Source organism: Deltaproteobacteria bacterium, from assembly GCA_016933965.1.
In the GTDB taxonomy this organism is placed as follows: domain Bacteria; phylum Desulfobacterota; class Syntrophia; order Syntrophales; family UBA2210; genus JAFGTS01.
The window spans coordinates 36,391-57,521 of record JAFGTS010000007.1; the positions used below are offsets into that span (position 1 = coordinate 36,391).

Here is a 21,131-nt window from a genome sequence, read left to right on the forward strand (position 1 = left end):
CCGCCCGAACATCACCGAGGGAAGGATCTTCAATGGCAAAGTATGAATCGAGGAATCTCAGGAACATCGCGATAGCAGGTCACGGTGGAACGGGAAAAACATCGCTCTGCGAATCTATGATGTTTGTCAGTGGAAAAACGGATAAGCTCGGCCGTGTTGACGACGGCTCCTCCTCACTCGACTTTGAGCCGGAAGAGCAAAAGAGACATATATCGATCAACCTCGCCGTCAATTTCTTCGACTGGAGCAAGAGAAAGATCAACATAATAGACACTCCCGGTGACAGCAACTTTTCCTTTGATATGAGATACGGTCTTCGTGCCGCCGACAGCGCGGTGATCGTCATCGACGCTTCGAGCGGTGTCGAGTTCCAGACCGAGAATGTCTGGCGATACGCCGATGAACTGAAACTTCCCCGTATCGTCTATATCAGCAAGATGGATCGAGAACGGGCAGATTTCTTCTCGGCCATCAAGAGCGTGAATCAGGTTCTGGGCAGAAAGATCACCATCTGCTATCTCCCCATCGGAGCGGAGCAGTCTTTCAGGGGTCTTATAGACCTGATCACTATGAAGGCCCTTCTCTACGACGGCCCGAAACCGAAAAAGGAAGACATCCCGGCAGACCTGATGGAGACGGCGCAAAGTTACCGGGAATCGATGGTGGAGGATATCGCCGAATGCGACGAAGAACTGATGGAAAAATATCTTGATGAGGGAGAACTTTCGATCGAGGACATCGAGCGTGGACTGCGCAAGGGCATTCATTCGGGTGAACTGGTTCCGGCCATTTGCGGTTGCTCTCTCGCTGCAACGGGAATCTCCGAACTCATTGACATGATAGTTGAATATCTCCCGTCCCCTGTCGATCGGGGTCCCCTGTCCGGGCGAAAACCGAATTCAGATGACAGGGAGGAACGGTTACCTGACGAGTCAGCACCGTTTTCGGCGCTCGTCTTTAAAACAATCGCCGATCCCTACGCCGGCAAATTGACGATCTTCCGGGTTTATTCCGGCACACTCACATCTGACTCGAACTTCTATAATGCGACGAAAAAACTGAGCGAGCGCCCCGGCAATTTATTCTACCTGGAAGGAAAGACCCAGAAGCCGGCTGAATCTCTTATCGCCGGAGACATCGGCGTCGTTGCCAAGCTCAAGGAAACAGCCACGGGAAATACCATGTGCGACGAGAAAACCCCTATCATCTATGATCCCGTGCCGCCCATTAAGGCCGTCGTTTCCTACGCGGTGGAACCCAAGTCAAAGGGTGACGAAGAAAAGATCGTATCATCCCTGAACAGATTGACCGAGGAAGACCCGACCCTTTCCATCAGGCGAAACGACGAAACGAAAGAGACGATTCTTTCCGGCGTCGGGCAGGTGCATATTGATGTTACGGTGGAAAAGCTGAAAAGAAAATTCGGCGTTGAGATGACCTTCCGAAAACCGAAGGTCCCATATAAGGAAACGATCAAAGGCAAGACAAATATTCAAGGCAAGTATAAGAAGCAGTCCGGGGGACGGGGTCAGTATGGTGACGCCTGGCTCGATATCGAACCGATGCCCCGTGGCGAGGGATTCGAATTTGTCGATAGGATCGTGGGAGGTGTGGTGCCACGACAGTACATTCCCGCCGTGGAAAAAGGCATCGTTGAAGCCATGGAGGAAGGGATTATCGCCGGGTATCCTGTTGTCGACGTCCGGGTATCCCTTGTTGACGGCTCTTACCACACCGTGGATTCATCGGAAATGGCATTCAAGATAGCCGCATCAATGGGCTTCAAGAAAGGGTTCATGCAGTGCCAGCCGACACTGCTCGAACCGATCGTTAATATCACCATAGAGATCCCCGACGATTATACGGGGGATATCATCGGTGACCTCAACAGCCGCAGGGGACGGGTCCTTGGAATGGACAAGGAAGGGCGAATCCAGATCATCCGCGGGCAGGTCCCCCTTGCCGAGATTCTCGACTACGCGCCGGACATGACATCAATGACAAGCGGGCGGGGAACGTTCTCCTATGACATCTCCCATTACGAAGAGGTCCCGGCGCATCTTCAGGAAAAGGTCATCGCGGAGTCCCAGAAAAAGAAGGAGGAATGACCTCCCCTTGTTCTCGGCCGCCATCATAACAGTCAGCGATAAGGGGTCCCGCGGCGAGAGAGAAGACCTGAGCGGGAAAGAGATCATGGACCTGTTGAAGGAGACGCCTTTTCAGGTTGTTGCCTATGAAATCATTCCGGACGACACCGACAGGATAGAAACAACCCTTATCGAATATTCCGACGGGAAAAACATAGATCTTATCATTACGACGGGAGGCACGGGCGTTGGTCCCCGCGATGTTACGCCCGACGCTACCCGGCGCATCATGGACAAGGAGATTCCCGGCATGGCTGAAGCCATGAGGCGGGAAAGCATGAATAAAACGCCTCACGCCATGATATCGAGGGCGTTGGCGGTAATCAGAAAAGAAACGCTCATCATCAATCTGCCCGGAAGCCCCCGGGGCGCGCGGGAAAACCTTCAGGTCATCCTTCCCGCGCTGAAACATGCCGTTGAAAAGATCAAGGGAGATGAATCAGATTGTGCTTCCTGAGGTATCGGAGCATGTTTTCTCTGTGGGTACCGGCCCAGTAGACCCTGCGGCACCGGGGACACCGGAGAAAACTTTCCTGCGTCTGAAAGACGTACGGCGGAACCAGCCCTTCCGCATCCTGCCGGGGCATGTCTTCAAGATGGATGTTGCAGTGAAGGCAGAGGGTCAGCATATTCCGCGGGTCCGGATGAAGGGAGAGCCCGTGCAATACTTCCGCGACCTGGTCCACCGGCCGGTCCGAGCGGATGAGAAGCATGCTGCCGAGGTAATCCCTTCGGGTCATGTCCCTTCGCCTGGTGAGAACCGTTCGATCCTCCCGAAGGCCGCGGTTCAGCAGCGTCCTATCGATCCCGCCCCGGCTGTAGACCGTATCATACCCCAGGATGCGCAGCAGCTTGACCAGTTTTCCAAGGGTAGGATCGGCTATGAATTTCATTGAAATACTAAACTTTGGAGGCCTCACCACCTGAATTCACAGGAAGAGTTTCACCCTGCGGTTGCTGTCGTTTCAGCAGCCGTATTCGTTTCTCAAGTCTTTTGACCTTCCAGGATAGCCGGAAACGCTCGAACACATTCAGAAATGCCGCAAGGATGAAACCCGCGCCGAAGGATATGAAGATGAGCAGATAGAGATGTATGGTATATCCCTCCATGCCATAGTAGGTCAGGGTCACGAGGGTATTGTTCTCCAGAGAAAAAGTGATGAAAAAAAGCATGACTATCATACCGATAACAACATAGATAAACTTCATCTCAGACCTCCTCGTAATTTTGAAAACAGGGCAATAAAACACTCCGTGTCGTTTCAATGTCTTCAGGAATGACCCTCACCTCTCCTAAAACCGTCGTAAAGTTCGTATCACCGATCCAACGCGGAACGATATGGAGGTGAAGATGACAGTCCACGCCGGCGCCGGCGGCTTTACCGAGATTGATGCCGATATTGAAACCTTCCGGATTCATTGCCTGTTTCAATATCCCGATGCATCGATCGGTCAGGTTCATCATTTCCTGTTTCTCTTCGGCCGTCATATCCGAGATCTCGCAGATATGACGGTAAGGGATCACCAGGAGATGCCCCGTCGTATAGGGATATTTGTTCATCATCACATAGCAGGACCGCCCCTCGAAAAGCACCAGGCGTGCGTCCCGTATCGAGTTCTCACAAAATATGCAGCCGTCAGGCTTCGAACTCTTCAAGTACTCCATCCGTCCGGGGGAAATTATGACATCCATATTGCCGTCACCGGGTTTTATAATACCCGTCTCTTTATTTTATTTCAACAATACAACCCTTGATGGTATCACCGACTTCCAGTATTCCGACTGAATTGAAAGGAGCGAAGCGGCGGTCCGTGGGTGATCCGGGGTTGAAAAAAAGTATGTCATCGATGACCGTATTTACTGGTCGATGGGTATGACCGTAAACGATACAATGAATATCCTCGAATTCACCCAGCAATTTCTCCTCCATCCCGAAGGGTGACCCCCATCCGTGTATAAGTCCTATATGGTGGTTGTTGACCTCGACCACCTGTTTTTCCGGGAGTACCGTGCACAGGGATTGCGGGTCCATATTTCCCCTGACCGCCAACACCTCTCTGTCACCGAAGGCGGAGAGAATATCGAGAGAGATCAGGTCTCCCGCGTGAAAGACCATGTCCACATCGTTGAAATGCTGTTCTATGATCTGTTCAAACCACGGATTGCGTTGTGTCAGATGCGTATCCGAAACGACACCGATCTTTATCGTTTTCATTGTCTGTGTGGCATTACCATCATCCCGGGTTAAAAGACAAGAATTATTTTACTAACCTTTTGGTTTGACTTTTCTTCTGTCTATGGATAGAGTATTTATCATGGTTTCAGGGGGAAGAACGGTCAGACATGCTTGAAAAAGCACTCGAAAACATTGCCGAAAAAATATTGAACCTTGACGAGGCATCTCTCAGCACCCTCTGGGAAAAATACCGGCAGCGGATGGAATCTTTTGATACGTCCCGTGAATGGGAAAAAGCGGTCATTATCTTCTTTATCATCAATGCCGTCCGGGTAAAGAACCACATATTCAACGATCAGGTGACGCAGAATCAGGGCGGAAAAAAAGAGCCCGGGAAAACTCTGTCGACCACAAAGGACATCCCCTATCTGAAGCGCATCAAGTAATGCAAAGAGACACCGACCTCCAGAGAATCAGGCACCTCCGGGATTTGATCACCTATCACAACGAGCGATACTATCAGCTTGACGATCCCGAGATAAGCGACTCCGAATACGACCGGCTGATGCAGGAGCTCATATCCCTCGAGAGCCGCTATGCCGGTGAAATAGATGTTTCCGACTCACCCACGCAACGGGTCGGCGCGCCGCCGCTGGAAAAATTCGAATCGTCGGTCCATCTGATCCCCATGCTGAGCCTGGCAAATGCCTTCAACGAAGACGATATCATTTCCTTTTATGAAAGGACCCGGCGGTTGCTCGAGACCGGCGATACCATACCCTTCGTTGTTGAACCAAAACTTGATGGTATTGCCGTAAATCTAACGTATGTAAAGGGTTATTACTCGATTGGATCAACCCGCGGTGACGGCTACCGGGGTGAAAACGTGTCGGAGAATATACGGACGATACGGTCGCTTCCCCTGAAATTCCGGAATTCATCTCACCATGCGATCCCGGAGAAGATCGAGATCCGCGGTGAGGTGATCATATCCCGGGAATCCTTCAAGGCCATGAACCGGGCGAGGCTTCGGAACGGCGAACCACCCTTTGCTAATCCGCGTAACGCCGCCGCCGGTTCACTGAGGCAACTCGACTCCCGTGTCACGGCGCGCCGGCCTCTCGACATTTTCTGTTATGCCGTGGGTGCCATAGAGGGAATGACCTTTACATCACAGTGGGAAATACTCCAGACCTTGCGTGAATGGGGATTTCCGGTAAACCCACGCGTCCGCCGCGCCGGCGATATAGAGGAATGCATCCGGTATTATCACGAAATTGCGGCAGAGAGAGAACATCTTCCCTACGAGATCGACGGCATCGTCATCAAGGTGGACTCCCTGCCGTTTCAGGATCGCCTTGGTACCGTTTCTCGAAGCCCGCGGTGGGCCCTGGCCTGCAAATTCGAGGCGACACAGGCGACAACGGTCATCGAGCGTATACAGGTCCAGGTCGGAAGGACCGGTGTCCTGACGCCGGTGGCGATCATGCAGCCCGTTTCGGTGGGCGGCGTCGTTGTCAGCAGGGCAACGCTTCATAATCAGGACGAAATAGACAAGAAGGACATCCGCGAAGGTGATACCGTCATTGTTCAACGGGCGGGCGATGTCATTCCGGAAGTGGTCAAATCCATCCCCTCGCGACGAACGGGTCGTGAGGTCCCCTTTCATATGCCACCAGAGTGCCCGGTCTGCGGCACCCCTGTCGTGAAGCTGGAAGGAGAGGCGGCACATCGCTGTATCAATATGGATTGCCCCGCTCAGATACAGGAACGGATAACTCACTTTGCATCACGGGGAGCAATGGATATCCGGGGCCTCGGGGAAAAGCTCGTATCTCAGATGCTGGAAAAGGGGCTTATCGCCGATCCCGGAGACCTCTATTATCTCACCAGGGACCAACTGTCCGGACTTGATCGGATGGCCGAAAAATCGGCGGAAAATCTCCTGCATGCCATTGAGGCATCAAAAGCTCCGTTCCTGGAGCGGTTCATATTCGCTCTGGGGATACGCCATGTGGGGGAACACATCGCAATGGTCATCAGCAGGCGCTTCGGGTCTCTCGCCGCCATCATGAACGCATCACGGGAGGAACTCCTGGCCGTCCCCGAAGTCGGACCCGAGGTTGCGGGCAGTATCCTGGCCTTTTTCGGTCATGAAAAGAACCGGGGTGTCATCAACAGGCTCCTGGCGGCGGGTGTACACCCCCGGGAACGGCAACCCGACAGGGGGGCATCTTCACCCCTGGTCGGGAGAAGCTTCGTGCTGACGGGAAGCCTTAAGGCATTCAGCCGTGGCCGCGCCAAGGAACTGATAGAATCACGGGGAGGCACCGTTTCATCGGCGGTCTCGGCAAAGACCTCCTGTGTTGTCGCAGGGGAAGCCCCCGGCTCGAAGCTTGTCAAGGCGAAGGAACTCGGCATTACGATACTGACCGAGGAAGAATTTCTGCAACTTCTCGGAGCGGAACAGGATCATCTGCAATAAAGGATTACGGATTATGGATTACGGATTACGGGGCACAGGCAAATGACGAAACGGGTACATGTGTATATAAGCGGCCGCGTCCAGGGTGTTTTCTTCCGGTCCGAAACGAACGATGCTGCACAGCGGCTTGGAGTGACCGGCTGGGTAAGAAATCTTCGTGACGGAAGGGTCGAGGCGCTTTTTGAGGGAGACGACGGCGCCGTGGAACAGATGGTCGCCTGGTGTTCGCAGGGACCGGCGCTTTCCCTTGTCGACCATGTTGAAACCATCGAGGAGGAATACCGGGGGGAATTTAGCGATTTTAATATCCGGTATTGAGAGCATGCTGCCTGGATATGCTCTTTTTGAAATGATGGGCCTAAGGGATCGGAATTCGTGAACCGCAATTCGGAATATTTTTTTCGCTTCACGTTTAATACCTTACGTTGCATGCATCACGATTTACAATTTTTTTATCACATCTGTCGATTTGGCCCTCTGTAGCTGTCGATATTGACAACGTGGTAACAAAAGTCTATGTATGAATTTCACCAATTTAGCTTGACCATCATCCCTCCCGATGCTATGAATTTATGCGATACAGGGTGCGGTGGGAAAAGCGACCCCGCCGGTAATGATCGAGGGGATCCATGCAAAAATCCAACGGAATGAAATCTTCCCTGCTGGTGACGATGCTGATACTTATAAGCACCATCCTGTTCTTTGCTCAACCGGTTCATGCCGATGACTGGCGCTATGCCCTGGGAATCAGCTACATGAACGTCTATTCTGAATTAGCAGATACCTTTGAAAAAAATTTGGATTACGCCGGCGTCTCGGATACAGAAGAAGGTGCAATTCCGGCAGGTATTAATTTCCAACCATATTTACAGTTTGATAACGGCATGCGGATCGGTGTCGGTCTCGGCCCATGTTCATATATGTATGGGAATGTGGACTATATAGACACACCGGTAAATTTTAATGTCGGCTATACATTTAATAATTCAGGATCAATTTCACCCTATTTCAGGATGGGGTTTATCCGACACATTATCGCCGGCGATTACGTCAAGGGCACCGATCCCGGTTTCTTCGGAGCTGTCGGTGTTGAATTTCTCAGAGATAGATCGATCAGCTACGGACTGGAAATGGTCTATGATACATGTGAGATCAGGGCAGAAAGTAAAAAGGAAATTCGATGGACAGATATAACCGGTACGGCCCAGGTTTCAACTTTCGTGTCATCAAAAACCGAAAGATACAAAGTGGCACTCTCATTCAACTTTTATGTTATTTTTTAGGCCCTTCTATTTTTCACATCTGTGTCATCCAGAATATTGATTTTCTATAATTCTCATTGATTTTTTTACCGGATTCTGTATGTTTTGCCTCAGTGCAATACGAAGCATGCAGGTCACGGGATCCGGAGCCACAAACGATGAAAATAAAATTCTTTACCGTTGGCGGAACAATAGACAAGATATATTTTGACCGTAAGAACACCTATGAAGTAGGGGAATCCCTCCTGAACGAGATACTTCGTGAGGCGAACGTCGGTTTTGAATATGAAATAGAATCGGTTCTGAAAAAGGACAGCCTCGACTTCACCGATGAAGACCGCCTGATCATCCACGGGAAAATTTCGAGCGAGCCGGAGCGATTGATCGTTATCACCCATGGCACAGACACCATGGTGGAAACCGCCCGGGTCCTTGAAGACATCCGCGATAAGGTCATCGTCCTGACAGGCTCAATGCAACCGGCGCGGTTCAGAACAAGCGACGCCGTCTTCAATGTGGGAAGCGCCATAGCGGCCGTCCAGTCAAAACCGCCCGGCATCTATATCGCCATGAGCGGAACCATCTTTGAGTCACACCGGGTCAGAAAGAACGTCGACAAGGGCTGTTTTGAGGAAATCTGATATGGTTCCCGATCCTGCTTACTTCCTGCCGCCTGTTTAAATCGCCGGTGACAATTCAATTTTTATGAGATCCTCAGCTACCTGAAGGTCACCATGGCAGGCGGTCCAGCATTGCGCTGCCACGTCCACCTGGTCGCACTCTGGGAACAGGTGGGTCAGGGCAAGCTTGCCCACGCCCGCTTCAGAGGCGATCAACCCCGCCAGGGATGGTGTCAGGTGTCCCGTTATCTTCATCTCATCTGGCATGGCTGATTCGCACACGATCAGGTCGGCGAATGCAGTAATTTTTTTCTCTGGTAATGTACATGATTTTCAAATAAAGGAAATGTCCATGACTCCCTGGTTTCTCTTTACTGTTGGAGCGCTCGTTCTTTTCGGTGTTCAGCGCTTCCTGTACAAGGTTTCCGCTGAACGAGGATGCAATACGGCATGGACGAGTTTCGCCTTCATGGGTACCGTGGCGGCCCTCAGTACCGCCTTTTTCATTGCCACTGCTCAAAAGGTGGAAGGATTCGCCTTTTTTATCATCATTTCCTTTGTCAACAGCGCCACTTTTCTTACGGGAACAATGACAACCATGGAGGCGTTGAAACGGGTCCCCGCAAGCATCGCCTACCCCTTGATACGACTGAACACGGGTATCGTGGTCATTTTTTCGGTCCTGTATTTCAAGGATGACCTGTCCCCCTGCCAGGTCGGAGGAATCCTTCTGGCAATGGTCGTCATCTTGCTCCTTGCGGGCCTTGACGATGAGCGAAAGAATTCGCGGGGAGAAACGCGCGCCGGGCTGCTGCTCGTTTTCGTTGCGTCCCTGGCGGGAGCGATCGCCGCGATATCAAGCAAGTTCGCCGCCCTTCACACCAATATCCTGGGATTCATGGCCCTCTCGTACCTGATGAGCATGGTCTTTTCCTTTGCCTTGAGAAACAGGCTTCAAAGAAACGGGGAAAACGGCTGCGCCGGCGAAGCCCTGCGTATCGGGTTTTTCATGGGATTGGTCAATTTTCTCGGGTTCTACTCGCTCCTTCGCGCCCTGTCCATGGGCCCTCTGTCGCTTATCATATCCATAACAGGGATGTATTTCATTGTGGCGATCATACTTTCCCTTATCTTCTACCGGGAACGGTTGACCTTCACGCGGGTGTTCGCAATTATCCTGACGGTCCTTTCGATCGTCCTGATGAGAATGTAGACCAATTCCTTTCCGCAGGCCTTTCTTACGCCCCCGTGAGAAAGCGACGGGGGTTTTCGATCATCATGGTGTCGATCTGGTCCTGCGTAACGCCGGCTTTAAGCAATGCCGGTATAATGTTTTCAAAAATGTTCGTCGGGCTCCAGCGGGGCATCACCATACTCACGATCTCGGTAACACCCGGCCTTCCAAGCCAGTGATTCACCCAGTCCTGTGAAATCATGATCTGGTGAGCGTATCCCACACCAAGGAGGCCGATCAGGCAGGCTTTCCGCCTCTCATCGGTCGGCGCCCCCGCGAGTCCTTCTATACCGAAACGATCGAAAGAGATATATACTCCCTTTTCAAGAACGTTCATCAGGTAATTGATATCCGTATTACCGCCGATATGGCCAATGGCGATCCGTTTCGGATCCGCCCCCTCGCTGATGAGAAGGTCCGCCTGTTCCGGTCCCATTGTTCCCTCTTCCGTATGTGTGATTATCGAGACCCCCTCTTCCCTGGAAACATGTGCCGCCGCTTTGAAGAACATTTCTTCGTAAGCGGTTATCGTCCCCTTGCTTGAGGCCAGCTTGAAGACGGATGGTTTTATGCCCGTTTCTCCGATGCCCTCGGTGACCTCTTTTTTGAACATCTCCTGTATCTGGGCAACCCCGTCGCCAAGCTGACTCCGCAATTTGAAATAAGCGGACGCGCCTTCCGCCTCGGAATAGAAACCGCTTGAGCAGATAATGTTCATGCCGGTCTTCTCGGCTATCTCTCTGAGAATTTCAGGATTCCGGCCGGTTTCATTCGGTGTTGCATCAACGATGGTATTGACACCATGAGCCCGTACCTTTTCTACCATTTCGAGCCCGGCCTTCAGGCACCCTTCCCGGTCAAAGGGGCCAAGTGTCACATCCCCCGACCATCCGGGGTATCCGAACAGGAAATGCTCATGGACGAGCGTCCTCCCCAGTTCTTCGGCTGAAACAGGCCCTAAGACAGTATTCACCTTCCCCATCATGTCACCTCCTTTTTCCGCACACCGTGCAGTATCTTCTCAATCCTTACCCTTACATCTTCTTGAGTTCATCCTTCATGATCTTCCCCCCGGGATTCTTGGGGAGCATCATTTCCGAAAATACGACATAGTCGGGCACCTTGAACTCGGCGATCTTTCCCTTACAGAACTCCTTGACCTCATCTTCCGTCAGGGTCTCTCCCGGGACGGGCCAGATGACGGCCTTTATCTTCTCACCGAGGACCTTGTCGGGGACACCGACCACCCCGACCTCAAGGACCTTCGGGTGCTGGCTTATGAGGTTCTCGAGCTCAACGGAATAGACATTTTCGCCACCGCGGCATATCATGCTCTTGATGCGATCAATGATGAACGTATACCCGTCATCATCCATATAGGCCACATCTCCCGTCAGGAACCAGCGCCTGCCTTCCTTGTCGGTGACGAAGCTCTTCGCCGTTTCCTCAGGCAGGTTCCAGTACCCCGGGCTGATACTGGGACTTGACGCCAGGATCTGACCGGGTATGCCACGGGGCACATCCTTCATGTCCTCATCCACGATGCGAAGGAGACTGTTGCCCACGGTACCGCCCACGCTTCCCGGCTTGGCAAGCACGGTCTCCACATCGCCCCCCATGAACAGCAACCAGCCGACGGAAGCTCCCTCGGTAAAGCCATATCCGTTACCGATCTTCGCATTCGGAAATTCTCCGGAAAGTTTATTGCAGATCTCGGGCGGCATCGGAGAGCCTCCTTGCATGATATATTGAAGGTTGTTCGCCTTGACAAGTTCCTGGTATCGGGGCTGAAGGCTGAGGATCCAGTACATGGCCGTGACCATGACGCTGAAGTTGAGTTTTTCTTCTATCAGGAGATCGAGCACCTGTTGTGGATTGAAGGTGGTTGTCGCGACGGCGCTTGCCCCCATGAGGTTGAGGTTGACAAGCGTATGCAGTGTGGTGACGTGAAAGAAGGGTGTCACGATGAGTTGCCGCCAGGCACTGAGATCGGCTTCATCATCATAGATCCTGGCCAGCGAGTATTTGCAGTTCATCGCGTTGTTGACGACGGCCCGGTGCAGCGTGATTGTTCCCTTCGGCCGTCCCGTCGTCCCCGATGTATAGATCAGGCTGCAGATGTCGCGTTCGTTCACATCGACATACACCTCTCTCGGTGCCTCTGTCTCCATGAGCTTTGCCAGCGGAATTGAACCGTTCTTCTGTTCCCTGCCGGATATGAACAGGCGTTTCAACCCCGGCAGCTTTTCAGGAATGTGCTTGACCGTTTCCCAGAGCGGTGCCTCTATCGCGGCGGCGATGCATCCGCTGTCGATGAACTGGCGTTCGACCTCGTCGCCGGCGAGGCGTGCGTTGATGATCACCGATATCGCCCCTATCTGTGACAGGGCGAGATACATGACGAATGCTTCCGGAATATTGTTCATCATGATGGCGACCCGGTCGCCCTTTCGAATCCCGTAATCCTTCATCAGTGAAAAGGCAACATTGTTCACCACGGAATCGAACTGATTATAGGTCCATCGAATATTGAAATCGGGGAAATAGAGCATTTCCCGGTCACCGAACCGGGCAGCACCCTCTTTCATGACCTCCGTCAGCGTTCCATAGCGCTGCGCCCAGACATCCTGTACTTCGTTTTCGAAACCGACGGTAATGACCCCCTCTTTCGGCCACCGGTGAGGTGGTTTTATCCCTCCCTTTTCGACATTCTCCGGCATTCCTGTCCCTCCTTTCGGTCGTTGGGAAAAACGGTGAGTATTTTATGAAACCAAACACATGTTAACGCCGACAACATTCCGATCACCCATTTCCCGGAAAATCGGAAGATCAATCTGAGACCATGCGTAAGAGACAATAAGAAGAGATATTAAGCGACTTGTCAGTAAAACGGTTTTCCCGGTTCGAAGCACGCGGCGCGAGATGCATTCTGATAACCGCCCGAACAGCGCCGCTCCTGAAGGTTCAGCCGTCAGGAGCAATAAATGCTTCTCTTGAACCGAATCGATCACCTCCCGGTTCGTCACGCTGTAAGACTGGTAATTGGAAGAAACCGTCATGTGGCATGAAAAGGCCGGTTCTTTCATGACGGAACGCATAAGAAATACGGAAGATATCGAATTTTGTCAAGTGATGATTGAATATTCAGCATCCGGGGTTCTCTGTGGCGTCTCTTTTTCTCCAGTATTCACCATTGTGAGTTCTTTCAAAAACCACACTGCCGATAATAACCTCAACCTCCATTCTTACAGGGATCTTGAGCTGGTCGGCGGTGACCCATATCTCAAGCTTTTTTTCGGGGCTCTTCTTGAAAACACCGCCGAAGTGTTCGAGACTTGGTTCAATTTTATAGGTATCGTAATGGATACCGTCGACTTCTATAGTTTCCCTGGCCGTAACACGGGCAATACCCTCTACGGATTTTTTCCCATCGGTCACTGGAAACCGGACCACATCACCGACACCGAAATCATGAAGCCGGAACGCATAATACACCGAAAGCGGATCGAAAGAACCTGCCAGCACCGGCACCGGTTCCTCGGTCTTACCGAAGTTTGAATAGCACACTTCCTGCCGCTCCCAGTCAAATTGAACGACGATATCGCGTTTTTCTCTGCCCTCGTTGCGTCTTTTATACAAAAGTGAGTGCGTCATGCCAAGGTCCGTGTAGGAATCATATCTGTCCCTGACCTTGTATATCAGATCAACGAATGAATTTGTGCGGGCGGTAAATACGAAATGACGTGCGGGCTCACCGTTCAGCTCCGTCAGGGACCGGATTTCCAGGGAACCGGTACCGGCGGGGATGAAATTCCATCTGGCACTGAAACATATCTTCTCCCCCGGTGGAAATGGAAGCGAATCTTCGAGGGCACCGGCTGAACCGGTAACACCAAAAAGAAGGACTGCGGCCAGTGCGTTGACAAATACGGACAACCTCATGGGGATACCTCTTGTTATGAGGGGTACTGTGCGTTCAGTATATCATCTTCCACGGTAAAACCGAAACCGCGAGTTCCGGGATCATCTTTTCTTGACTCCCGCTCCCGCACCGTGTATTGTCGCCCCCTGCCAATAAATTCCAGTGTTCAGACGTTCCATGGAAAAAACATCGTTCAAGTCAGACATCATTCTTCTCACAACAGCGGTCATCTGGGGGTTTGCCTTTGTCGCCCAGCGGGTCGGCATGGACCATGTGGGTCCCTTTATCTTTAACGGCGTTCGATTCGCCCTCGGCTGCCTTGTGCTCCTCCCCTTCATCATCATGAAAGGCGCTGGGCAATCTCAGCCCCCCGGCATGGGAGGAACGGGAAACGGAAGGTTCCTTGCCACCGGAGGTTTCCTGGCGGGATTGGCTCTCTTCGCCGGATCGTCCTTTCAGCAGGTGGGAATCGTATACACGACGGCCGGAAAGGCCGGATTCATAACCGGCCTGTACGTGGTGATCGTACCCGTCCTTGCCCTGTTTTTCAGAAAGAAAACGAACCGGGGCACCTGGCTCGGCGCATTCCTTGCCGCCGCCGGATTGTACCTGTTGAGCGTGACTGAGCAGTTCACCATTGACTTCGGTGACGTTCTCGTGTTGATCGGATCGGCCTGCTTCGCCGCGCATGTCCTTGTGATCGGCTGGCTTTCACCAAGAGTGGATTCACTGAAACTCGCCGTTATTCAATACGCCGTTGTATCCTTTCTGAGCACCGGGATCTCCGCCGTTTTCGAGGACACCACCCTTCAGGGTCTTTCCGGTGCCGCTACTGCCATTCTCTATGGAGGAGCCATGTCCGTCGGGATCGCCTATACCCTTCAGGTGATCGGCCAGAGAAAGGCACACCCGGCCCATGCATCGATCCTTCTGAGCATGGAATCTGTTTTTGCCGCCCTGGGTGGCTGGATGCTCCTGCAGGAAACAATGAACCTCCGCCAGTTCATGGGCTGCGCCCTCATGTTTTCAGCAATGCTTGTCTCCCAGCTCTGGGGATTCTTTCAAAACCGGACAAGAAAACCATAACCTGAAGAAACTGCGATCTGCAATGGTTCACGCGTTCTGTATGCTGGATTGCCAGGAATGGTTTGCCTCTCATTCAACAATGAATCCCTTTTTCGCTGGGCCCGAAACGTTTTTGATACATCTTTGCGGCTTGCTTCAGGCGATCTCAAAACTCGCCTGCGGCTCAGACAGATGAGATCGCTGATCTTCCGCTTCGCCGAGATGTATGACAAAAACGTTTCAATGGCCGCTTCAAAAGAGATTTATTGTTGAACAAGGACCATTCCATCATCTTGCTGTTATCAAAAGAAGGAAAGCCAAATCTAGAGTTTCTCCAGTCCGAGTGCCGCCGCCCCCATGAGGACGGCCTTTCGGTTCATGATGACCTTCACGGGGATCTTCCTGAGAAGGCCGGTGAATCTCCCCTTTGCCGTAAAGGTCTTCAAAAAGCATTCGCGATACAGTTCATCCGGTATCAGCGGCGGAATACCGCCGCCCAGGTAGATGCCGCCGAGGGCGAATACCTTCAGAGCGAAATTTCCAGCTTCCGCTCCGAGAATGGACAGGAACAGCTTCAGCGTCGCGCGACAGAGAAAACAGGGACGCGATTCACCGAGGGCGGACCTGATTATCAATGCCCCGGCATCGTCTGTTTCAGCCATTTCCTGCTGAAACCACCGTGGCTCCTCTGCGTAACCGATGTCCCTGAGAAACTCATAAAGAAGCCTCATGCCGCCGCCTGAGCAGACCCTTTCGCAGCTCACATGCTCAAAACGCTTTCCGGCAAACTGCAGGAGTTGGATCTGGATATCATCAATGGGCGCAAAGTCGGCATGGCCTCCCTCAGAAGCGTGGACATGGTACCGATCGTTCCTTTCTGTCAGATACGCTTCTCCAAGCCCCGTCCCGGGTGCCACAACGCCCGTCACTCCCGAGGCATGCGGATCACCTTCCTCGATCGTCCTCAGATCATCGCCGGCAAGCAGTGGTATGCTGTATGCCATTGCCTGAACATCATTCAGAAGCAACACCGATTCAATGGACAGATATTTTTTCAGGCTGTCCGCGGTAACCGTCCAGGGCAGATTCGTAACCTCAACAAAGGCTCCTCCCCTGACGGGACCGGCTATCCCGAAAACGGCACCATCTAAGCAAACATCGAGTCCGCTCATGAATTCATGAATCATGGGCTCAAGTCCCTCATACCGATTACTTGAATAGTGTTCTTCCCGCAGAGGTTTGCGGCTCCCCCCCTCCTTTGAAAAAATCCCGAGGATGGTCTTTGTTCCACCAATGTCACCGGCAATCAGCATAATATACCTCCTGATCACATGCCTCTCCGGCAGGCACCGCCCTGGAAGAAACCTGCCGACAGAACCGTCCGTATATTATTGATCTTCAGACTGTTTGAGAGTTTTGAGCGTTTTTACAAGCAGTTCAAGGTCGGGCCTGCCGAGATACTCATGGTAAATGAGGAGGTTCTGTTCCAGGGATTCTATTTTTTCTACTCGCGTCGGTTTGCTGTTCAGGTCTCTCATGATTCGGTCGTAATTCAGTTTCCCGATCTCCTGCATCTTTCTGATCGCTGAATCCGTCAAATCGTGTCCCGGATACCGGTCATGGAGGATCCTGAAGAAATCATAGGCCGTGAACGTGTCCGTTCCCTCGTATTCGAGGCCTTTCTGATAATAGTATTCGGGCGTTTTCGGACGCTCTTCCTCTATCTCCTCAAGTTCCCGGGTTATGGTGAGGTTCTTTTTTTTCAGCAAACGGTATCGTTTCTTCAGCTCGACAAATTCTTTTTCCAGTTCTTCCGTCTGTAGTTGAAGTTCCCTGTGTCTCGGTTCCGGGGCGGAGCAGCTCACCGTCACAATGACCGGCATACACATAAAGAGACATATGATAATTATACATTTAAACCGCACAGAGCGATCCCCTTCGCATAACACCAGATTCCGGACGTCCGTTTCACCTCGTGAAAGACGGGAATCGCAGAATCAGGTCCGTCCGTAGTCGTCCTCGATACGTTCTATGTCATCCTCACCGAAGTATTCACCGCGCTGGACCTCGATGAACACCACATCTTCCGTTCCGCCGTTCTGTAACCGGTGAACCATGCACCGCGGGATATCTATGGAATCTCCGGCGTTCAGGACCATGCTCCGCTCACCCACGGTTACCACCGCATCGCCTTTCACAACATACCAGTGTTCATCACGCTTACCATGCTTTTGGAGGCTGAACCGCCTTCCGGGATGAACGACGATTCGCTTCACCTTGTGATCCGGGTCATCGGAAAGGACCTCATAGTATCCCCAGGGTCGATGGTTTTTCATGACACTAAGCCCCCGGCGCCGTGAGCAACGGACCTGTTATTGACATTCATTGAATGCTTCTTCAAAACCCTTCATTGAGTTGGCGATCGTCCTGTCATCGACACAATAGGCTATCCTGAAATACCCTCCCCTGCCGAATCCGCTTCCGGGAACGGTCAGGATGTTCTTCTGCTGCAGGAGTTGGACAAATGCCACATCATCATCTATGGGGGAACGCGGGAAAAGGTAAAAGGCCCCCTGCGGTTTATCAAAGCGATACCCTATTGCGGCAAGGCCTTCGCAGAGCATATCCCGTTTCGTCTGGTAGATCGTCGTGTCGACCACAACACCCTGCATTTTTTCGATCACTCGCTGCATAAATGCGGGGGCATTCACAAAACCGAGAATCCGGGTAGAAAGCACGAGGCCGTCCATGAGCGTTTTCGCCCCCCCTATCCGCGGGTTCAATGCGACATAGCCGATCCGCTCACCCGGGATGGACACATTCTTTGAATAGGACGTCGCGATGATACTGTGTGCATACGCCTTGAACACGCTCGGTACCTTGATGCCGTCAAAGATAATGTCCCGGTAGGGCTCGTCGGATATGAGATAGATATCCGTTCCGAAACGCCTGTCTTTTTCCTGGAGTGCTGCGGCGAGCTCCCGGATGGAATCTTCGTCATAGACCTTTCCCGTAGGATTGTTGGGCGAATTGATCAGCACGGCTTTTGTTTTTTCCGTTACGGCCGCTGCTATTGCCTCGACATCGAGTGAAAAGTCTTCGTGGGTCGGCACGATCCGGGGGATCCCGTCAAAGTTATCGATGTAGAAACGATATTCAACGAAATAGGGTGCGGGAATAATAACTTCATCACCGGGGTCAAGCAGTGTTTTCAGCACGACGTTCAATGCGCCGCCGGCGCCGCAGGCCATGACGACATGGTCGATATGCATCTTTACACTGTGTTCTTCGCTCAGGTAGTCGGCGATTGCTTTCCGGGTACCGGGAAAGCCGGCATTCGGCATATAGGCATGAACCCCCAGGGCCACATCGTCGGCCACCTCGGCGAGAAGTTCCTTGAACCTGTCCGGTGTATCGATATGTATATTGGGGTTCCCGAGGCTGAAATCAAAGACATTCTCATCGCCCAGTTCTCTTTTTAACCTCAGCCCATCCTCGAACATCTTCCTTATCCATGAAGACTGGGACATAAAACCCTCTATTTTTCTTGAAATCGCCATACCAGCCCCTTCCCGTCTGTTTCCCTTTTCATATTTTTTATCGTGCCTTTCCGGTATATTCCCATGCCGTCTCTCAATGTGACCGGCCACTTTGTAAAACGTAAAAGGTATCTCCTTCCCACAGGCGGCGTATTATACACAGGTCAACCATCATATTCAATCAGGGATAGAAGAACCGGACGATTTATTCAAAACGGCACGCACCGTTTTCACCGGCATTGTCACGGAGCTGGTCGCCGGAAACCCCGGCCCCCTTCCTACAGCATCGGAATATCATAACGTTCCATCAACCCCGGCACAGAGGACGGCCCCCTTCGGTCGACAGCAAGGGCACAAGGCAGATATTCCAGAATGTCCTGCGCCGTCATACCGTCTTCACCGATCTCGAGAGCTGCGAGATCTCCGCTGAGACCGTGAAGATACACACCTTTCGAAACGGCCTCCTCCAAAGGTAACCCCAGGCCGAACTGAGCCGCAACGGTACCCGTGAGAACATCGCCGGACCCCGCCGTCGCCATTCCCGCATTTCCACTCATGTTTATTCTTACCCGGCCATCGGGAAATCCAATCAGGGAATGTGCCCCCTTCAGTACGATGATGGCCTTCAGGTCCGCCGCCGTTCTTTGCAGAATGCCGATCGGATCCTTTTCTATCTCTTCAACGGAAAGACCGGTCAGGCGCGACATTTCACCAGTGTGCGGGGTCAGTACGGTCGGACTTTTCCTCCGGCGAAGGATGGCTATATCGTCACAAAGGGCGGTGATCCCGTCCCCGTCGAGAACAATCGGCCTTTCGATACGGCGCGTCAGGTTCTTCATCAGGCGCCGCGTCTCATCTTCCAGGGACACTCCGGGACCCATAACAACAATGTCCATGCGCCGGGAAAGTTCCACAAGTTCGCTCTCGTTCGACAGGGCGATACTCCCTGCCGGTGTTTCATTCTGGGGGATAAAAACGATCTCGCTTCCCTTGGTCGCGATGAAGGGTGTTATCGATCGGGGCGATGCCAGTCTCGAATACCCGCCTCCCGCCTTCATGAACGAGAGCGCCGCAAAATAGGGCGCTCCGAAATACCCGGCTGCTCCCGCAATGAAGAGCGCTTCGCCGAAATCGCCCTTGTGGCCGTCCGCCTTTCGCAGGGGTGAAGGACCCGGCCGGTTGACGGACACCAGTATCTCTTTCTGATCATAGTGTTCGGGAGGGAAGGATATGTGACTGACGTAGAGGCGGCCGCAGAGTCCATACCCCGGGTAAAGCAGATTCCCCCGTTTCGGCAGACCGTATGTGACCGTGTGGTCAGCACGAACAGCGGCACCCATGACCGCTCCCGTATCTCCATTGACTCCGGAGGGGATATCGACACTGAAGACAGGTCTTCCACTCCGATTGATGAGTTCTATCACATCATGATACAGGCCGGTAACCTCCCGGGCAAGGCCGGTCCCAAAGATGGCATCGATGACGGCATCGCAGTGAACCAGGTCTTTTCCGGCAGCCGCGGCACGGGTAATGCTCTTCGTGTCCAATGGCAACCGCTGAATGATATCAAGATTCATCTTCGCGGCGCCCGTGTATTTTGTGGGATCACCGAGGATGAACACCTTCACCGTGCCACCCATGGAATGGAGTTTTCGCGCAATGACACATCCGTCTCCCCCGTTATTCCCAACCCCGCAGAAAACGACGAATTTTTTGTTCGTGCTTCCGACTTCCCGCAGGATCAGCTGACAGGTCGCCAACCCGGCATTTTCCATCAGCAGTTTTTCCTCTATTCCATATTTTAGGATCGCGACTTTGTCGAGGTTCCTCATTTCCGCAACGGAACTTACCTTCATGTGCATCCCTCCTGGATCATCGGCCGCTTTTTCCACTCAGATCCTCTTACCGGTGTGAACTCGTCCCCGTTACCGGATCGTATTTTAACTCCCCGTAAAACTGTGTGAAAATATCATGCTTCATACAAATGAGCAATCATTAACAGGACGGCGGCCTCGGGAAGGATCAGAATAACCCGTTGATTGAGAAGGGCAAGTATGATAGCTTTCACGCAAACCGGACACAGTGGAATGGCTGTGCCTGACACACGCCACAGCCGGCGCGTCATCAGGTGCTCCATCATCCATGAGGACCAGAAGGAAGGAGACGGATATGAAAAAGATACTTGTTCTGATAATAAGCGTTCTGATGCTATTCTCGTTCAGCGGCAGTGTAAACGCCTTTGAAACGGGCGGCAGTCTCATTCTGAAAGACACCCTGTTCGGAACCGTGACCGGCGCCGTCATCGGAGCCGCCGTTATGGCCTTTACGGAAGACCCGGGAGACCATCTCATGTATATCGGTTATGGCGCGGCCAGTGGCGCCATTGTGGGTATGCTGTTCGGTGTATATGAAGCAACGGCCATTGTTGAAATCGAAAAGGGAGACATGAAAATCGCTCTCCCCACGCCGCAATGGTCCTATGGCTCCGTTTCGGCACCTGACACGACGGCATCGATCGATATCGTTCGGGTCCGTTTTTAAGCACATCACCTTTATATCATAAGATTTTTATTGCACCGCCCGGCCGGACCAGGAAGGCGACGAACTTCCACCGTTGATCTCCCCGTCACGCCCGGGGAATGATGCCCTCGAAAAAACCCAGAAACGATAATGGATACAA

23 protein-coding genes are annotated in these 21,131 nt (G+C 52.4%); 10 read left to right on the top strand and 13 right to left on the bottom strand.

The window, feature by feature from the left end:
* Positions 1–32 precede the first annotated feature (32 nt).
* Together fusA and JXO48_01840 are read left to right on the top strand one after the other, a co-directional pair.
* Positions 33–2,108, top strand: a complete 2,076-nt coding sequence (fusA, locus tag JXO48_01835) for an elongation factor G (protein MBN2282608.1) — start codon at positions 33–35, stop codon at positions 2,106–2,108.
* Complete coding sequence (locus JXO48_01840; GenBank protein MBN2282609.1) at positions 2,026–2,604, top strand: MogA/MoaB family molybdenum cofactor biosynthesis protein; 579 nt, start codon at positions 2,026–2,028, stop codon at positions 2,602–2,604. The genes fusA and JXO48_01840 overlap by 83 nt, the downstream gene beginning before the upstream one ends.
* Here JXO48_01840 and JXO48_01845 read toward each other — a convergent pair.
* From JXO48_01845 to JXO48_01860, 4 genes are read right to left on the bottom strand one after another with little or no spacing between them, the layout of a single operon-like run.
* The gene (locus JXO48_01845) at positions 2,573–3,040 is read right to left on the bottom strand and encodes a hypothetical protein (protein ID MBN2282610.1); all 468 of its coding nucleotides are present in this window, start codon (positions 3,038–3,040) and stop codon (positions 2,573–2,575) included. The genes JXO48_01840 and JXO48_01845 overlap by 32 nt on opposite strands.
* A gap of 7 nt (positions 3,041–3,047) precedes the next feature.
* A complete protein-coding gene (locus tag JXO48_01850) occupies positions 3,048–3,356 on the bottom strand; it encodes a LapA family protein (protein ID MBN2282611.1) in 309 nt (102 codons plus the stop codon).
* A gap of 1 nt (position 3,357) precedes the next feature.
* Entirely contained in the window at positions 3,358–3,840 is a 483-nt protein-coding gene (locus JXO48_01855; GenBank protein ID MBN2282612.1) for an HIT domain-containing protein, read from the bottom strand.
* 34 nt (positions 3,841–3,874) lie between these two features.
* A complete protein-coding gene (locus JXO48_01860; protein ID MBN2282613.1) occupies positions 3,875–4,363 on the bottom strand; it encodes a metallophosphoesterase family protein in 489 nt (162 codons plus the stop codon).
* A gap of 128 nt (positions 4,364–4,491) precedes the next feature.
* On the opposite strand from JXO48_01860, the gene JXO48_01865 reads away from it, so the two are divergent.
* The 5 genes from JXO48_01865 to JXO48_01885 all read left to right on the top strand — a co-directional run bounded on the left by JXO48_01865 (position 4,492) and on the right by JXO48_01885 (position 8,712).
* Positions 4,492–4,770, top strand: coding sequence for a hypothetical protein (locus JXO48_01865; protein ID MBN2282614.1), 279 nt, complete (start codon positions 4,492–4,494; stop codon positions 4,768–4,770).
* Entirely contained in the window at positions 4,770–6,809 is a 2,040-nt protein-coding gene (gene ligA, locus JXO48_01870) for an NAD-dependent DNA ligase LigA (protein ID MBN2282615.1), read from the top strand. The genes JXO48_01865 and ligA overlap by 1 nt, the downstream gene beginning before the upstream one ends.
* 42 nt (positions 6,810–6,851) lie before the next feature.
* Positions 6,852–7,127 (top strand): acylphosphatase, encoded by a 276-nt coding sequence (locus JXO48_01875; GenBank protein MBN2282616.1) that lies wholly within the window; start codon positions 6,852–6,854, stop codon positions 7,125–7,127.
* Between the two features lie 311 nt (positions 7,128–7,438).
* Positions 7,439–8,092 carry a hypothetical protein gene (locus JXO48_01880; protein MBN2282617.1) on the top strand — a complete coding sequence of 218 codons (654 nt, stop codon included), beginning with the start codon at positions 7,439–7,441 and terminating at the stop codon, positions 8,090–8,092.
* Between the two features lie 137 nt (positions 8,093–8,229).
* Positions 8,230–8,712 carry an asparaginase gene (locus JXO48_01885; protein MBN2282618.1) on the top strand — a complete coding sequence of 161 codons (483 nt, stop codon included), beginning with the start codon at positions 8,230–8,232 and terminating at the stop codon, positions 8,710–8,712.
* Between the two features lie 36 nt (positions 8,713–8,748).
* On the opposite strand, the gene JXO48_01890 is transcribed toward JXO48_01885, so the two are convergent.
* A complete protein-coding gene (locus JXO48_01890; GenBank protein MBN2282619.1) occupies positions 8,749–8,958 on the bottom strand; it encodes a hypothetical protein in 210 nt (69 codons plus the stop codon).
* Between the two features lie 85 nt (positions 8,959–9,043).
* Here JXO48_01890 and JXO48_01895 point away from each other — a divergent pair, with 85 nt between their 5' ends.
* A complete protein-coding gene (locus JXO48_01895) occupies positions 9,044–9,904 on the top strand; it encodes an EamA family transporter (protein MBN2282620.1) in 861 nt (286 codons plus the stop codon).
* Between the two features lie 25 nt (positions 9,905–9,929).
* Here the strand turns inward: JXO48_01895 and JXO48_01900 are convergent, their stop codons facing one another.
* The 3 genes from JXO48_01900 to JXO48_01910 all read right to left on the bottom strand — a co-directional run bounded on the left by JXO48_01900 (position 9,930) and on the right by JXO48_01910 (position 13,867).
* Positions 9,930–10,910 carry a phosphotriesterase-related protein gene (locus JXO48_01900; protein MBN2282621.1) on the bottom strand — a complete coding sequence of 327 codons (981 nt, stop codon included), beginning with the start codon at positions 10,908–10,910 and terminating at the stop codon, positions 9,930–9,932.
* 49 nt (positions 10,911–10,959) lie between these two features.
* Positions 10,960–12,645, bottom strand: a complete 1,686-nt coding sequence (locus JXO48_01905) for an acyl--CoA ligase (GenBank protein ID MBN2282622.1) — start codon at positions 12,643–12,645, stop codon at positions 10,960–10,962.
* 424 nt (positions 12,646–13,069) lie between these two features.
* Positions 13,070–13,867, bottom strand: a complete 798-nt coding sequence (locus tag JXO48_01910) for a DUF3108 domain-containing protein (protein MBN2282623.1) — start codon at positions 13,865–13,867, stop codon at positions 13,070–13,072.
* Between the two features lie 157 nt (positions 13,868–14,024).
* On the opposite strand from JXO48_01910, the gene JXO48_01915 reads away from it, so the two are divergent.
* Positions 14,025–14,933, top strand: coding sequence for a DMT family transporter (locus tag JXO48_01915; protein ID MBN2282624.1), 909 nt, complete (start codon positions 14,025–14,027; stop codon positions 14,931–14,933).
* A 302-nt stretch (positions 14,934–15,235) separates the two neighbouring features.
* On the opposite strand, the gene glk is transcribed toward JXO48_01915, so the two are convergent.
* The 5 genes from glk to JXO48_01940 form a co-directional block, all read right to left on the bottom strand.
* Entirely contained in the window at positions 15,236–16,225 is a 990-nt protein-coding gene (glk, locus tag JXO48_01920; GenBank protein MBN2282625.1) for a glucokinase, read from the bottom strand.
* 75 nt (positions 16,226–16,300) lie between these two features.
* On the bottom strand, positions 16,301–16,795 hold the full coding sequence (locus tag JXO48_01925; protein ID MBN2282626.1) for a hypothetical protein: 495 nt from the start codon (positions 16,793–16,795) through the stop codon (positions 16,301–16,303).
* Positions 16,796–16,909: 114 nt separating this feature from the next.
* Positions 16,910–17,248: a phosphomannose isomerase type II C-terminal cupin domain gene (locus tag JXO48_01930; protein ID MBN2282627.1), complete on the bottom strand. Its 339-nt coding sequence runs from the start codon at positions 17,246–17,248 to the stop codon at positions 16,910–16,912.
* Between the two features lie 36 nt (positions 17,249–17,284).
* Entirely contained in the window at positions 17,285–18,472 is a 1,188-nt protein-coding gene (locus JXO48_01935; GenBank protein MBN2282628.1) for a pyridoxal phosphate-dependent aminotransferase, read from the bottom strand.
* Between the two features lie 257 nt (positions 18,473–18,729).
* Positions 18,730–20,307, bottom strand: coding sequence for an NAD(P)H-hydrate dehydratase (locus JXO48_01940; GenBank protein ID MBN2282629.1), 1,578 nt, complete (start codon positions 20,305–20,307; stop codon positions 18,730–18,732).
* A 313-nt stretch (positions 20,308–20,620) separates the two neighbouring features.
* Here JXO48_01940 and JXO48_01945 point away from each other — a divergent pair, with 313 nt between their 5' ends.
* Complete coding sequence (locus tag JXO48_01945) at positions 20,621–20,992, top strand: hypothetical protein (protein MBN2282630.1); 372 nt, start codon at positions 20,621–20,623, stop codon at positions 20,990–20,992.
* Positions 20,993–21,131: the final 139 nt, after the last annotated feature.

Coding starts and splice junctions, on each gene's coding strand:
- JXO48_01935 (MBN2282628.1), bottom strand. CDS start 18,472: ATGGCGATTTCAAGAAAAATAGAGGGTTTTATGTCCCAGTCTTCATGG.
- JXO48_01910 (MBN2282623.1), bottom strand. CDS start 13,867: ATGAGGTTGTCCGTATTTGTCAACGCACTGGCCGCAGTCCTTCTTTTT.
- glk (MBN2282625.1), bottom strand. CDS start 16,225: ATGCTGATTGCCGGTGACATTGGTGGAACAAAGACCATCCTCGGGATT.
- JXO48_01875 (MBN2282616.1), top strand. CDS start 6,852: ATGACGAAACGGGTACATGTGTATATAAGCGGCCGCGTCCAGGGTGTT.
- JXO48_01890 (MBN2282619.1), bottom strand. CDS start 8,958: ATGCCAGATGAGATGAAGATAACGGGACACCTGACACCATCCCTGGCG.
- JXO48_01850 (MBN2282611.1), bottom strand. CDS start 3,356: ATGAAGTTTATCTATGTTGTTATCGGTATGATAGTCATGCTTTTTTTC.
- JXO48_01885 (MBN2282618.1), top strand. CDS start 8,230: ATGAAAATAAAATTCTTTACCGTTGGCGGAACAATAGACAAGATATAT.
- ligA (MBN2282615.1), top strand. CDS start 4,770: ATGCAAAGAGACACCGACCTCCAGAGAATCAGGCACCTCCGGGATTTG.
- fusA (MBN2282608.1), top strand. CDS start 33: ATGGCAAAGTATGAATCGAGGAATCTCAGGAACATCGCGATAGCAGGT.
- JXO48_01940 (MBN2282629.1), bottom strand. CDS start 20,307: ATGAAGGTAAGTTCCGTTGCGGAAATGAGGAACCTCGACAAAGTCGCG.
- JXO48_01930 (MBN2282627.1), bottom strand. CDS start 17,248: ATGAAAAACCATCGACCCTGGGGATACTATGAGGTCCTTTCCGATGAC.
- JXO48_01855 (MBN2282612.1), bottom strand. CDS start 3,840: ATGGATGTCATAATTTCCCCCGGACGGATGGAGTACTTGAAGAGTTCG.
- JXO48_01865 (MBN2282614.1), top strand. CDS start 4,492: ATGCTTGAAAAAGCACTCGAAAACATTGCCGAAAAAATATTGAACCTT.
- JXO48_01925 (MBN2282626.1), bottom strand. CDS start 16,795: ATGCCGGTCATTGTGACGGTGAGCTGCTCCGCCCCGGAACCGAGACAC.
- JXO48_01845 (MBN2282610.1), bottom strand. CDS start 3,040: ATGAAATTCATAGCCGATCCTACCCTTGGAAAACTGGTCAAGCTGCTG.
- JXO48_01880 (MBN2282617.1), top strand. CDS start 7,439: ATGCAAAAATCCAACGGAATGAAATCTTCCCTGCTGGTGACGATGCTG.
- JXO48_01840 (MBN2282609.1), top strand. CDS start 2,026: ATGACATCTCCCATTACGAAGAGGTCCCGGCGCATCTTCAGGAAAAGG.
- JXO48_01905 (MBN2282622.1), bottom strand. CDS start 12,645: ATGCCGGAGAATGTCGAAAAGGGAGGGATAAAACCACCTCACCGGTGG.
- JXO48_01895 (MBN2282620.1), top strand. CDS start 9,044: ATGACTCCCTGGTTTCTCTTTACTGTTGGAGCGCTCGTTCTTTTCGGT.
- JXO48_01915 (MBN2282624.1), top strand. CDS start 14,025: ATGGAAAAAACATCGTTCAAGTCAGACATCATTCTTCTCACAACAGCG.
- JXO48_01900 (MBN2282621.1), bottom strand. CDS start 10,910: ATGATGGGGAAGGTGAATACTGTCTTAGGGCCTGTTTCAGCCGAAGAA.
- JXO48_01945 (MBN2282630.1), top strand. CDS start 20,621: ATGAAAAAGATACTTGTTCTGATAATAAGCGTTCTGATGCTATTCTCG.
- JXO48_01860 (MBN2282613.1), bottom strand. CDS start 4,363: ATGAAAACGATAAAGATCGGTGTCGTTTCGGATACGCATCTGACACAA.